Consider the following 13,811-nt stretch of genomic DNA (forward strand, 5'->3'; position numbering starts at 1 on the left):
ATGCCTGTGCCACAAGTGGACATGGGGAAGATGCCTGTGCCACAAGTGGACATGGGGAAGATGCCACAAGCAGTCACAGGCAAGATGCCTGTGCCACAAGTTCAATGATGCTGATTTCGGGATATTCTGGTATCGGCAAATCAGCTTTGGTGCAAGAATTATACAAACCGATTACTCAACATCGCGGTTATTTTATCTCCGGTAAATTTGACCAATATCAGCGCAACATTCCCTACAGCGCAATTGTCAGCGCTTTTCAGGATTTAGCCAAACAACTGTTGACAGAAAGCGAAGCAAATCTCAATGAATGGCGGGAAAAACTATTAGCAGCATTGGGAATAAACGGTCAAGTCATGATTGACGTGATTCCTGAAATTGAATTAATTATCTGCCAGCAACCCGCGCCGCCCGAATTGGGTGCGGCTGAAGCGGAAAATCGCTTTAATTTTGTCTTTCAAAACTTCATTAAAGTTTTTACCAAACCCGAACATCCTTTGACAATATTTATCGATGATTTGCAGTGGGCTGACGGGGCATCTCTGAAACTGATGCAACTGCTGATGAATGCTTCGTCAACAGGACTGTTTTTAATTGGGGCTTATCGGGATAACGAAGTTTCTGCTGCTCATCCGTTAATGCTAACAATTGAAGAGATTGTCAAAAATGGGGCAAAGGTCGATCGCATTTTCCTGTCACCTTTGGATTTGGCATCTGTGACTCAACTGATTGCCGATGCCCTGAATTGCCCGGAAACAAGAGTCAAATCCCTTGCCGAGTTAGTGTTTTTCAAGACGGGCGGAAATCCTTTCTTTATGAATGAATTTCTCAAATCTCTTTATACAGAAGGACTGTTACAATTTGACTTTACTCCTCTGCCTCACCAGGGAGGGACACCAGGGGGTTTGCAGTGGGATTTAGAAGAAATTCAAGCGAGGAATTTCACTGATAATGTTGTCGAGTTGATGGCTGGCAAAATTGGCGTTGCTGAATTAAGGTAGGATTTGTGCGGTCAAGGGATGTTTTGGCTACCCGATTTGCCTCGCTTGAGCGCGATTGCAATGATACGATGGATAGGGAACCGGAACATCCCAAAACTTAAGATAATGAATGACTAAGCGAATTGAATGTTTGAGCATTTCTCCCGACTTAGAATAGCACAGGGTCTTGCGATGAAGCCGGGCCAAATAATGTCGTAGTCGCGTATTCTCGCCCTCTACTAAGCGTCATGTAAGTTTTACAGATAATTTTGTCTCCATCTGGAATAAAGATCGGGTAAACTGGCCATCCATCTGTGATATAAAAGTAACATTTCCAATTGCCAACTAACGCCCATAGTGGCCAAAAAGTTATAGCACTATGAGATCCCAATACCCATCCTAAAATCCCTGGCTGAAAGTGATCTACGCCTGTCCAGAGCCAAATATTATTTTTTTTACCAACAAACGTTTCTAGTTCATCAAGTTCTCCCACCAGGGGAATTGTGTCTGGTTCGTAAGCTAAGGCGAGCAATTCTCCTACTTGCTTAACCCAATTTATAATGCTGGTGTGATGTACCTCATGCAAATCCTCTCAATTGCTCGAAAAACCATACCATTGACATACATTTTGAGACATTCACGTTTAACTTCTTCTGAGTAACCTTTATGAGGTTGGTAGCAATCTATAAATTGTCTGCCACAACCGACACAAATATAATTCTGTTTACCTTTTTTATGACCATTTTTATTAACATGAGTTGACTGACATTCAGGACATTGCATAAGCTCTGCGTTTTTTGAAGTGTTATTTTTTGGCGCTCGCACGCCTTATTTATCATACCCTAATTCAGCAACGCCGGATTCTCGTTGCAGACGACGCTTTTGACAACCGTCAACTGCTGGTTAAGCTGCTTTGCGCGCTCGGTTTTGAAGTTTACGAAGCCAAAAATGGGATGGAAGCAATAGAAAAGTGGGAGCAATATTCGCCGCACTTAATCTTTATGGATATGCGGATGCCGGTGATGGATGGGTATGAAGCAACCAAACAAATTAAAGAGGGCAACCACAGGGGGATTGCCCCTACGGAAAACGAGGATTTTGTAGGGGTAGTGCCCCCGTGCCTACCCCAGACAGCAATTATTGCCATAACAGCAAGTAGTTTTGAGGAAGAGAAAGCCGTTGTCCTTTCTATCGGCTGCGATGATTTTATTCGCAAACCATTTAGAGAAGCAAACATATTTGATGTTCTGCACAAACATATCGGGGTGCAATTCGTTTTTGAAGAACTAAATGCTGCCCCCAGTTTCACAGAAAATGAAGTAAATGTATTGACAAAAAGCGCGTTTTCTGAATTGCCTCCTGAGTTAGTAGCCAATCTTCAGCAAGCCATTAGCAACCTCGATTTGGAACAGATGCACACAGTCATCAGTCAAATTCGCGAAATCAATCAGCCCTTACCGAGGGCGAGTGCAGCTTGCATTAAAAATTTTCAGTACGAACAGTTGCTAAATTTAATACACACATTGAGGGATGAGACATGAACAAAAACCTCAGTTTTACCCGCGAAGAAAGTATTTTAGTTATTGATGATTGTCCTGAGAATTTAAACCTTTTAAGCGGGATACTATCGGCCGCTGGGTATAAAGTTCGCTTAGCTCCCAGTGGGAAATTAGCTCTTAACTTTATCAATGCCAACTTACCAGACTTAATTTTACTGGATATTATGATGCCTCACATGGATGGCTACGAAGTCTGCGAGCAGCTCAAAGCTAATCCAAAAACTCAAGATATTCCAATAATTTTTATCAGCGCTTTGCAAGAAGTTTTAGATAATGTAAAAGCATTTTCTCTGGGCGGAATAGACTACATTACCAAACCTTTTCAACAACAAGAAGTTTTAGTGCGCGTCGAAAATCAATTGCGTCTGAGAAGGATGTCTAAACAACTCATAGACCAAAATATTCTCGAAGAGCGCAACCGCATGGCGCGGGAAATTCACGACACTTTAGCGCAAACTTTTACAGGCATAATCATACATTTGGGAGCAGCAGAACGGGTAATAGCAGCGAATCCAGAACAAGCACAAGCACACATGAAAACAGTCTGCGAATTGGCTCGATCTGGACTGGCTGAATCGCGGCGACCCGTAGAATCTTTGCGCCCGCAACTGTTAGAAGATGGCGACTTGTATAGCGCTCTCAACCAAATCGCTAAACAACTGTCATCAGATACTGATAGGTACACTATTTTTGAAGTTGTTGGCACGGCATATTCCCTACCATTAGAGGTAGAAAATAATCTGTTGCGTATCGGGCAGGAAGCATTAACAAATACTTTCAAATATGCCAAAGCTACGTCGATAAAAATTGAGTTAGTATACGAAATATCCAAGTTTATTTTGCGGGTGCAAGACAACGGACAGGGATTTGATACGGAAAGTATCTGTTTTAGGAATGGCTTTGGTTTATTGGGAATGAGAGAACGCGCCGATCGCATTAACGCGCAGCTAACAGTAAACAGCCGCCCCGGAAACGGCACAGAAGTTATAGTTTCAGTTAATCGCCAGTAAAGTAAGGTGAACATTTCGGACCATACATAGTAAGTTTGTAGTGAGAAATTCAGTTTTTTTGATAAAATTAATAGGGAAACATGATTAACCAATCAAATATTATTCGCGTTTTAATTGCTGACGATCATTATATTGTGCGGCAAGGTTTAGTGGCGCTGCTGAATCATGAATCAGATGTAAAAGTTGTGGGGCAAGCAAGCAACGGGCAGGAAGCTGTGACAATGTTCCGCGAATATCAGCCCGATGTAACGCTGATGGATTGGCGGATGCCGGTGATGGATGGAGTCGCCGCTATTGCTGCGATTTGTGAGGGGTTTCCCAGCGCCCGGATTGTGATGCTGACGACTTATGATGGCGATGAAAACATCTATCGCGGATTGCAAGCTGGTGCAAAGGGCTATCTGCTGAAGGATGCGGCACCAGAGGAGCTTTTAGCAGCAATTCGGGCGGTTTTTGAGGGTAAAAAGTATATTCCGCTGGCAGTGGGTGTTAAGTTAGCCGATCGCCTGAGTGGGCCTGAATTGAGCGATCGCGAATTAGAAGTCATCCGCCTCATAGTCGCTGGTAAAAGCAACAGCGAGATTAGTGAAGTTTTGCACATTAGCGAAAGCACCGTCAAGTTTCACATCAACAATATTTTGAGAAAAATGGGAGTTAGCGATCGCACGCAGGCCGCAATTTCCGCATTAAAACGGGGGATTGTCAGCCTGTAGTTTAACGAGCAGTATTTATTTACTGAGAAATATAGCAATCCTCGCATCATTTGTGAATTTCTTACTCCCTCCCCTTGATAAGGAGAGGGTTGGGGTGGGGTAAAAAGTTAATGATGATGTGGAATCAAACGAGCAAAAATGGAGAAAACGGAGCAGAATTACCTGTAGTTAACCTACAGAAATCGGAACCTGCGGCCAAGTTATCCGTAGCCCAGGTGAATTCTGTTAAGCCGCCGGCATCTGGCGCTAATTCCCCTGTTGCGAATTCTGAGGCTGATATTTATCCGCTGTTTGATGAATTGCCGTTTGACGATCGATCTTTTAGTTAACCCATAAAGTTTGTAGTGAGGATTGTAGGGGCGGGTTCACCAACCATCTGTGCCTAAAACAGATAATCTCATAAACCCGCCCCCGCCCAACCGTAAATCCCCATCTACCTTTTTCAAAATACAAGGGGAAGCATTGGAAATTCAAGCAGTTGTTTTAACTTGATGCAGCGGAAAGAAAACAGCCGGCGAGACACTGAAAAAATCTGCAAATTTTTGTATGCGTTCAGTTGTAACTTGGCGCTTTTCCTTGAGGATATCTGAGACAATAAACTCGGTTGAAAAAATAGGAACTAGGTCTTTTTGTCTCCGGTTAAATTATTCGATTAAAGCTTTTAACAGTTCTATCCCATAAATGTCAGGTATGGGTTCTAAAGTTTGCTCGTATTCATAAACCAGAGTTTCAAGTAGGTTTAGATAGTCGCGTTCGTCGCGATTAAGTTCGCCTTTATCCAACAAATAGTCTATCTTTTTTTGAGTTGCATTTAATTCTTATTCACCAGTTATGGGTCGGGACTAAATGTTTTTAGTAGTTCGATATGAGCGCTAGAGTTTTCCATGTTTTTGTGCAATATAAAGCAAGTAATATCTTATCATTTTAGTGGAAAAATTAATTTTTTTTAAACCGCAGATGAACGCCGATTAACGCAGATATAATTTAGTTATTTATCCCTCATAACTCTTGATGCAATTGATAGCGGTTGAAATCTTTGTACCGATCGCAGTACAATCGATCGATATTGCATCTGAGGAATCTCCCCATGTCAGAACAGTTTTCCACTGAGATTAGCGATCGCATCTGCGCTCACATGAACGAAGACCACGCTAGTGCTGTAGTGCTGTACGCTCAAGCATTTGGCGGCAAACCAGAGGCAACGGAAGCTCAAATGCTCGCTATTGATGCCAACGGCATGGATTTAACCGCTAAAGTCAACGATGAAACAGTGCCCGTCAGAGTAAATTTCGATCGCACTTTAACCGATGCCGAAGATGCTCACCATACTCTGATTGAAATGGTGAAACAAGCTCGAAAAGCTGCTAAGTAGCCAACTGCTCACGATTCTGTTATAATTTTAACGTTCGCAGTACGGACTTTAGTGCGGCTAAATAGTTGTTAAGGACTAAAGTCCTTACTACTAACCTTTAGTTCGGTTAAATCCTTTTTAAGGACTAAAGTCCTGACTGCAAACAAAATATTTAATAGGGTTGAATATATATTTAAGATATCCAATAAAATGACAGAAAATTACCCAGTTCCCAAAGAATTAGATGCCGTCAAGGGCAGTAAAAATAACCATTTCGAGGCACTGGTAAAGCGACTAGATTTGATGATTCGCGCCCGCTATTCCCTGCTGTACATTGTCGGCGCGGAGGAAGAACCAGTCGAAGCCGTAATTGCCCAAGTAGCGCTGCAAGTAACTCCCGCGCGCCGGGTGTTGTTCTGGGATCTTGTGCGGGGCTGGGAGGATAACGGTTCTGGGAAAGGTTCGGTAATGGCGGCGCTCGATCGCGTCAGCAAAACTGCTGTTGAAGAATATACCATATTTGTACTGCGGGATTTGCACCCTATTTTGAAATATCCATACACCGAAAAAAATGCGCCGGTAGTGCGGGAATTGCGGAATTTAACGCGGGAATTGAAGCGCAGCAAAAAAACTATAGTTCTTACTTCTCACACGCTAGAATTGCCGGAGGAATTGAAAGAAGAAGTCACAGTAATTGATTTTCCTTTGCCCAACGTGCAAGAAATCGACAGTTTAATTTCCCACGTTGTAGAAAAACCGGAACAGTTGCAAGTTAGCGGTTTAGCAAGGGAACAGTTGGTTAAAGCTTGTCAGGGTTTGAGTCGCGCTAGAATCGGGCGGGTTTTGGCTAAAGCTTTGGCCGCCAAACAGCAAATTAACGAGTCAGATATTGACGGAGTTTTGGAGGAAAAACAGCAAGCAATTCGCCAGACGGGAATTTTGGAGTTTTTTAACTCCAGAGAATCCCTGAAAAGTGTGGGCGGATTGGAGAATTTGAAACAGTGGGTAAAGATGCGGCAAGATGCTTTTACTGACGAAGCGCGCCGCTACGGTATACCGAATCCGAAAGGAGTTTTGTTAGTAGGAATTCAAGGCACTGGCAAATCTTTATCTGCGAAAACAATAGCCTCAGAATGGCGTTTGCCGCTGTTGCGATTGGATACTGGGAGATTGTTTGGCGGCGTGGTCGGGGAAAGCGAAAGTCGCGTCAGGCAAATGATACAGTTAGCAGAGGCGATCGCACCTTGCGTTTTGTGGATCGATGAAATAGATAAAGCCTTCGGCAACATTATCAGCGGCAGCGACGGCGATTCGGGAACTTCGCGCCGGGTATTCGGCAGTTTGATTACTTGGATGCAGGAAAAAACCAGTCCGGTGTTTATTGTCGCAACTGCAAATAACGTCAGGATTTTGCCGGCAGAGTTGCTGAGAAAAGGCAGATTTGATGAAATTTTCTTTTTGAATTTGCCCTCAGAATCGGAAAGGCAAGATATTTTTAAAGTGCATTTGCAGCGACTGCGGCCAACTAGATTGCGCGAGTTTGATTTGGGAGTTTTGGCGAAACGCGCTGAGAATTTTAGCGGTGCAGAAATCGAACAAGTGGTAATAGATGGATTGTACCGGGCTTTTGGCACTTTTGTCAACGGACAGCGCCGGGATTTGATGACGGAGGATATTTTGAGGTCGATCGAGGATACAGTACCTTTAGCTGCGATCGCGCGATCGCAAATTGAAGATTTGAAGCGGTGGGCGGCGGAAGCGGGCGCGAGAACAGCTTCTAACGATACTCACTTAATTGATGAATTGAAACGCTACAGCCAGCGGCGAAGAGATGCCATCGACAATTAACTTAATTTCTAGGCTGCCTCAGTTCATATCTAATTTATTCTGGGAAAATTTATAGCCACCGCCTTGGCGGTTACGACGGTATCGATTCCTGAAACCCTTGCTCTGATTACCTCTGCCTGCAGCTTCCCGCTATACATCTGACGCACCTTCCTAATCCCATCGTGCGTCAGTTGATGCCTGATTAATTCTCCCAAATATCTCCCGTTATGACGCACCCTACTACTATAGCTATTACACCTGTGGCAAGATATCAATTTCAAGCATATTTAGCTATAATGACTGACCATAACAATAGTTTTAGTGCTAATAATTATGCCAGAATCTTTTTTGCTCGGTCGGCTGCTGCTGCAATTCACCAGCGAAGCCGCGGATATCATTACAGACTTATCCGCTGTTGCTTTAACTCCAGACGGCCATTTGTGGCTGGGTTCCGATGAAACGACTTCGATCGAGCGTTTGTCGCCTGTCGCCCCTCATATTTTTGGAGAACATCAAAAATTTGCGATCGCAGATTTTATAGATTTATCTGGAGAATCTGAAATCGATATTGAAGGAATTGATTTCAGCAACGATTATCTTTGGGTAGTCGGTTCTCACAGCACCAAACGCAAGAAAGCTAAAGGCAAAGACCCCGGTAAAGACATTGAAAGATTAGCAGAAATCGTCACAGAAGTCAACCGCTATTTACTGGCGCGCATTCCTATGAAAGACGGGATTTTGTGCGAGTCAATTCCCGATTCAGACAATCCCGAAATTCAACAGACAGTGGGATGCCTGCAGCGGACAGAAACAGGCAATTTGCTGACAGACGCGCTCAAAGATGACACCCACCTCGGTCTATATTTATCTGTGCCGATTCCGAGTAAAGAAAATGGCTTTGATATTGAAGGGTTGGCGGTGCGCGGAAATCGGATTTTTCTTGGTTTGCGGGGACCGGTGCTGCGGGGTTGGGCGATAATTTTAGAGATAGAAGTTGAAGAGGCAGAACCGGGAGTTTTAAGGCTTAAGGCTATTGGGGAAGGAGAAAAATTGTACAAGAAACATTTTGTTGATTTGAACGGTTTGGGGGTGCGAGAATTGTGCTGGAATGGAGAAGATTTGATGGTTTTAGCCGGGCCGACGATGACTTTATCTGGGGCGATGAGGGTTTTTCGGTTAAAGGGAATTTTAGGGCGATCGGGCGATAGTATTACGGGGCAAGATGGGGGAGATTTGGAGGTATTGTTTGACTTGCCTTTTAAGGTGGGTACGGACAATGCTGAGGGATTGAGCCTGTTTCCCTATTTGGGAGGCCAGAATTCGCTGTTAGTGGTTTACGATTCGCCGGATGCGGGAAGAATGGTGGAGGAAAATGCTATTTTTGCTGATATTTTTAAATTAGGTTCGGATAGCGATTCTCAAGGAATTGTGTAAGTGTTGTATGGGCACAACTCACGCCCGGTTGCCCCGATCCTTGGGGTAGGCATTCTTGGCACTACCCATACATATTTGTACAACTGATTTAAGATTGCTATAGTAAAGTTTCACACTCCTAAATTCCAGGTTTTGGCGGTCGAAAAAATATGATTAGCTATTAACAGAAATCGAACAAAGTCAGAAACCCATTTTTGTGTAGCTGCATACTTCTCAAACCAATAATTTTGGGTAAGGCCGGGTTTTTCTGGGTAAGTCCTATTTAACAAAAAAAAAGATGCGATCGAATTTAGGACAACTCCAGTCCCCGGTAAAAACCTCAATCCCTCGCACCCGTGGCTTTTGTGTCAAAAAAATTGGCCGCCAGATCACAGTCTGCACTCCGCCTGCTAAGGGCTGTTGCCTCCTTATGGTAGATAACACTGACGTGGTAAACCTGTTATATTGGCAGTATGCAGGCAAGTTGCCTGACTACAGGTACTTGCACGTAAAGGAGTCAGAGTGTCTGCTTCGAGACTATACTTCGGCGAACAACTACCAAACCACACCTTAATGCAAGTTATGAACAGCCAAAAAGTCAGCGTCATCATTCCTGCATTCAATGCTGCCGACACTCTGGCCGAGACAGTTGCCTCCGTACTCAATGGTACCCACAAGAATTTAGAAATTTTAATTGTTGATGACTGCTCTACTGACGCTACTGAAAAAGTTGCTGCTAAGCTGGTAGAGCAAGATTCGAGAATTCAATACTTCAGAAATCCCGAAAATTACGGGGTTTCTAAGTCGAGAAATTTAATGATGTATCGCGCCACAGGCGAGTATGTAGCGTTTATCGACAGCGACGATACTTGGGAACCCAATAAGTTAGAAGTTTGTTTGAAGATGCTCGCAGACAATCCCGAAGTCAAAGCTGTGGCTCACGCTTTGCGGTATTTAGACAAGCGCGGCAACAAGTTGAGTTATATTCCCACCTATCCTACAACTAAAGCAGAAATGCAGGCGATTAAGGAAACAGGCGAAAGTCCTTGGGTTTTCCCGTCTTCTGTTGTAGTCGATCGCTCTATTCTACTCCAAGAAGGCGGGTTTCCAGAAGATTGGGAGGTAGGAGAAGATACAGAATTATTTACTAAACTTGCTCAAAAGTATGGCTTGCTAGCGGCGACAGAACCTTTGGGAAATTATCGAATTAGAGGGAACTCTCTCACAGATAAGCACTGGCTCAAAAAGCGCATAGCTTCTGATTGTGTCAAGGAAAACCAACTGCGGCGCTTGCGGGGAGAAAAAGAGTTATCACTCCACGAGTACGAAGAGTTATGTTTTAAGAATTTGCCGCTTTTGCAAAGGCTTAACAAATTTCGAGAAGTTTTGGCACTGCACTACATGAGAAAGCTGGGACAAAGTTGGTTGAATCGGGAGGTTTTGCCGACTATTGTTTACGGCATCGCTACCACAGTGCTCAATCCTCAAGCTACTGTCCACAAGTGGAAATGGATGAAGACTCACGAAAAGTTGAGTCATCAAACTGCAGAAGGTATCAGCCATTCGCCACAATTAAACCGCCAGCGATCGTCTGAAATCGGGGAGCTGTCCTAAAGGATGTTATAGTTGTATGCGGGTTCAGTCAAGAAATTAGGTGCTGTCCATAAAGCCGAATCGAAGCCGATCGCCCAGGGGCTGATTAATACGCGATATTGGGGTTTGGAGGCGTATTTGACTGTTAATATCCTGTCGGGTCAATTACCCGCACTACCAGCTACAGCCGCTTGCAGCCGTGCGCTGGGACACGATATACAAATCTTTGAAAGCCGCGGATGTCAGCCTTGATTTATTCGGTTACTAGCTTCAACCCTATAGAGGGAGAAAATAACAGCGATCGCCAGCCGTGCTATTTGCCCCCACAACAGTTAGAATAAATAATGTATAAGTAAAAAGGAAAGTTTTTGGAATTAAAAAATGGGTAGCCAACCCTTTTTGAAGCATAAAATAAAAGCAAAAATTTATAAAACATTCTGCCTTTTTACTTTGAATTAGATTGAATTTATGGATTGGCAAGAAATTTCTGGAAATTGGGTATTAATTCCTTCAAGACCGATCGCGATCGTACATTTTCTCGGCGGTGCATTTGTAGCGACAGCACCGCAGTTGACTTATCGCTGGCTGTTAGATGCTTTGGGGAACCAAGGATATGTTGTAGTAGCAACGCCGTTTGTCAATACCTTGGATCATATTGCGATCGCCCGCGATGTCCTCAACAAATTTGAAAATGCCCTAGATCGCCTGCGGGCAACTAAATTGCTCAAATCTTCCTATCTCCCCATTTACGGTATGGGACACAGCATGGGATGCAAACTGCACTTGCTGATCGGTTCTGTGTTTGACGTAGAAAGGGCAGGCAATATTCTGATTTCTTTCAACAATTATGCGGCATCCGAAGCAATCCCGATCGTCGAGCAAATTTCCCCCGTCTTTAATGTCGAGTTTACCCCTTCCCCGCAAGAGACTAATCGCCTCGTCCAAAATAGCTATCAAATCCGGCGCAATCTTTTAGTCAAATTTAACGGCGACAACATCGACCAAACCCTGCTGTTGACCAAACTGCTAAAAGCACGATTTCCCGACATGATTACCGTTCAGACTCTAGCGGGCAACCATCAAACGCCCTTGGGGCAAGATGTTAGCTGGCCTGTGGGTCAAATTTTTACGCCGTTCGACGCGATCGGGCAGTGGGTAAAACAAGAAGTGTATCGAGAATTAAATCAATTAAAACGGACAATTCTGCTGTGGCTGAATCCTGCGTCCCGCGTTTAAAAGCTTCTAAAGGCTATTAACCCGAAAGTTCCTTCGGCAGTTGCCAACCACATATCAGCTTCATCGTTCGGCATTAAGACAGGGCGAATAATTTTTGACGATCGACAAACAGTTCCGTCCATCAGCCGTTCTCTCGTAACTAATAGTGTCTGCGATGTCTTTAATCAATTTTAGACCCCGCCCGCCCGGAGAGTGAATATCGACTTTTTCCGAAATATCTTTGATTTTTTTCTCTAAATCAAACGGATCGCCCGAGTCCCAAATTTTAATCTCTAAAGATTCAGCGAACACCGCCACCTGAATGTCAACAGGCAAATCCGCTGGTTTGCCCTTGTGGGCGTGACGCACCGCATTCGTAAAGCCCTCAGCCAAAGCTAACTGACACCGTATCCACACACTCGTAGGAATTCGCGAGTCGTACAATTGTGCAAACCACGACAAAACCCAGCTTAATCCATTCAGACCTGTATTGACTTGAAGATCCGCTTTTTTTAGCATCGGCAACTTTTCGGAACCTTTTAATTCAATCACGCTCACCACACAAGTTCTTCATCGGCCAGTGGGCAAAATACAACGAGACACAATACAACCAGATAAAATACAACGAAGCCAAGTATAACTGCGGCAAAATTGAACGGTAGTTTGAGGATACTAGCTTTGGAGAGCCGTGGATCGATGTCTTATCCACTAATCGGTTAGCCACTATACCATAAGTATGAATTCCATGTCAACCAGCGGCTGTGGCAAATAAAAGTCTATAAAAATTTATATTCTGAGTATAAACTGAGTGAAGTTCGATCGCGCCGAATTTCTATCCAATTTTAACGTAAATTGAACTCAACGACCCGCCCTCAAAAGCAATTACCTCGAAAGCGATGTCAATCAACTATACTCAATCTCAGACAAGGGCGCTGACAGGATATATTTTAAATGGCCCCCAGACATTGAAAAACCTGTAGTACCTAAGTGCCCATGTTTCAAATTCTGGTTATTGACGATGATACGGCTGTTCAAGAACTGCTCAGAAGAACCCTGAAAAAACAGGGTTACGAAGTCACAGTAGCAAGCAATGGCGAAGACGGTGTAGCCCAGGCGCAAAAATTGCGTCCGGCCCTGATAATTTGCGATTGGATCATGCCGCGCTTGACCGGCATCGATGTCTGCCGTCGAGTTAAGGCAGATCCGGATCTGTCAACTACACAATTCTTTTTGCTGACTTCTTTGGGATCGATCGCCGATCGAGTCAAAGGTCTCGACGCCGGTGCCGACGATTTTATCTCCAAGCCGATCGAACTCAACGAGTTACAAGCGAGAGTACGCGCGGGATTGAGGCTGCACCAACTCAGCCGAGATTTGAAAATAGCCAAGCAAAGTCTGGAAGCAGAGTTAGCCGAAGCCGCGGAGTACGTGCAATCGCTGCTGCCAGATCCGATGACGGAACCTATCAGCATCGAAGCAAAATTCATTCCCTCCCGGCAGTTGGGGGGAGATTGCTTCGACTACAACTGGCTAGATGCAGATTATTTGGCGATTTACTTGCTAGACGTAGCCGGTCACGGTTTGCGGGCGGCGCTGCCTTCTGTGGCCGTGCTGAATTTGCTGCGATCGCGCGCCCTCCCCAACATAGACTACTACAAACCCAGCGACGTTTTGCGCGCCCTGAACACCACCTTCCAGATGAGCTACCAAAATGACAAGTATTTCACCATCTGGTACGGCGTTTACAACCGCATTTCTCGCCAGCTAGTTTATGCCAGCGCCGGCCATCCACCGGCAGTGTTGATTTCCCAGTCCCCTGCGAGCACCGCTAAAATCCAGCGATTAAAAACCCCCGGAATGCCGGTCGGAATGTTCCCCGACGCCCCCTATGTCGATAATTGCTGCGATGTCGAGGATTTGAGCTCTCTCTACATCTTTAGCGACGGGGTATACGAGATCCACCAACCTGACGGCAATATCTGGGGGCTTGACCCTTTCGTAGATTTGTTAGCAGCTTACAACGGTGCAAGTGCTGACCAGTTAGAGCTGGTTTTGAACTACATTCAAAACTTGAACGCTAAAGCAGTTTTTGATGATGATTGGTCTTTACTCAAGGTAAACTTTGGCTAGCTGACTTCTGGCAGCGCATCTGC

At 44.5% G+C, this 13,811-nt stretch carries 12 protein-coding genes and 2 pseudogenes; 11 read left to right on the plus strand and 3 right to left on the minus strand.

All coding sequences use genetic code 11. The features are described 5' to 3' along the window. Positions 1–977: pseudogene (locus tag QUA50_RS10775) on the plus strand (ATP-binding protein); the annotation flags it as partial. A 48-nt stretch (positions 978–1,025) separates the two neighbouring features. Here the strand turns inward: QUA50_RS10775 and QUA50_RS10780 are convergent. After that, positions 1,026–1,760, minus strand: a pseudogene (locus QUA50_RS10780) (IS1 family transposase). Between the two features lie 29 nt (positions 1,761–1,789). On the opposite strand from QUA50_RS10780, the gene QUA50_RS10785 reads away from it, so the two are divergent. The 4 genes from QUA50_RS10785 to QUA50_RS10800 all read left to right on the plus strand — a co-directional run bounded on the left by QUA50_RS10785 (position 1,790) and on the right by QUA50_RS10800 (position 4,588). Further along, the gene (locus tag QUA50_RS10785) at positions 1,790–2,518 is read left to right on the plus strand and encodes a response regulator (protein ID WP_333262961.1); all 729 of its coding nucleotides are present in this window, start codon (positions 1,790–1,792) and stop codon (positions 2,516–2,518) included. Then, positions 2,515–3,546 (plus strand): response regulator, encoded by a 1,032-nt coding sequence (locus QUA50_RS10790; protein ID WP_333262963.1) that lies wholly within the window; start codon positions 2,515–2,517, stop codon positions 3,544–3,546. Before QUA50_RS10785 ends, QUA50_RS10790 begins: the two co-directional genes overlap by 4 nt. Positions 3,547–3,629: 83 nt before the next feature. Then, a complete protein-coding gene (locus tag QUA50_RS10795) occupies positions 3,630–4,259 on the plus strand; it encodes a response regulator transcription factor (RefSeq protein ID WP_333263068.1) in 630 nt (209 codons plus the stop codon). Between the two features lie 110 nt (positions 4,260–4,369). Beyond that, positions 4,370–4,588 carry a hypothetical protein gene (locus QUA50_RS10800; RefSeq protein WP_333262965.1) on the plus strand — a complete coding sequence of 73 codons (219 nt, stop codon included), beginning with the start codon at positions 4,370–4,372 and terminating at the stop codon, positions 4,586–4,588. A gap of 315 nt (positions 4,589–4,903) precedes the next feature. On the opposite strand, the gene QUA50_RS10805 is transcribed toward QUA50_RS10800, so the two are convergent. Further along, the gene (locus QUA50_RS10805) at positions 4,904–5,044 is read right to left on the minus strand and encodes a hypothetical protein (RefSeq protein ID WP_333298640.1); all 141 of its coding nucleotides are present in this window, start codon (positions 5,042–5,044) and stop codon (positions 4,904–4,906) included. A gap of 302 nt (positions 5,045–5,346) precedes the next feature. Between QUA50_RS10805 and QUA50_RS10810 the strand changes: the two genes are divergently transcribed. The 5 genes from QUA50_RS10810 to QUA50_RS10830 all read left to right on the plus strand — a co-directional run bounded on the left by QUA50_RS10810 (position 5,347) and on the right by QUA50_RS10830 (position 11,679). After that, positions 5,347–5,631: a DUF2470 domain-containing protein gene (locus QUA50_RS10810; RefSeq protein ID WP_333262970.1), complete on the plus strand. Its 285-nt coding sequence runs from the start codon at positions 5,347–5,349 to the stop codon at positions 5,629–5,631. Between the two features lie 189 nt (positions 5,632–5,820). Next, positions 5,821–7,458: an AAA family ATPase gene (locus QUA50_RS10815; protein ID WP_333262973.1), complete on the plus strand. Its 1,638-nt coding sequence runs from the start codon at positions 5,821–5,823 to the stop codon at positions 7,456–7,458. A gap of 312 nt (positions 7,459–7,770) precedes the next feature. Further along, a complete protein-coding gene (locus QUA50_RS10820) occupies positions 7,771–8,871 on the plus strand; it encodes a DUF3616 domain-containing protein (protein ID WP_333262976.1) in 1,101 nt (366 codons plus the stop codon). 501 nt (positions 8,872–9,372) lie between these two features. Continuing rightward, entirely contained in the window at positions 9,373–10,464 is a 1,092-nt protein-coding gene (locus tag QUA50_RS10825; protein ID WP_333262978.1) for a glycosyltransferase family 2 protein, read from the plus strand. A 447-nt stretch (positions 10,465–10,911) separates the two neighbouring features. Further along, positions 10,912–11,679, plus strand: a complete 768-nt coding sequence (locus QUA50_RS10830; protein ID WP_333262981.1) for a DUF1350 family protein — start codon at positions 10,912–10,914, stop codon at positions 11,677–11,679. Between the two features lie 60 nt (positions 11,680–11,739). Here the strand turns inward: QUA50_RS10830 and QUA50_RS10835 are convergent, their stop codons facing one another. Beyond that, on the minus strand, positions 11,740–12,216 hold the full coding sequence (locus QUA50_RS10835) for an anti-sigma regulatory factor (RefSeq protein WP_333298642.1): 477 nt from the start codon (positions 12,214–12,216) through the stop codon (positions 11,740–11,742). 435 nt (positions 12,217–12,651) lie between these two features. Between QUA50_RS10835 and QUA50_RS10840 the strand changes: the two genes are divergently transcribed. Further along, positions 12,652–13,788, plus strand: a complete 1,137-nt coding sequence (locus QUA50_RS10840) for a SpoIIE family protein phosphatase (RefSeq protein ID WP_333262986.1) — start codon at positions 12,652–12,654, stop codon at positions 13,786–13,788. Positions 13,789–13,811: the final 23 nt, after the last annotated feature.

The sequence above is a fragment of the Microcoleus sp. M2_D5 genome, from assembly GCF_036701935.1.
Classification (GTDB): domain Bacteria; phylum Cyanobacteriota; class Cyanobacteriia; order Cyanobacteriales; family Microcoleaceae; genus Microcoleus.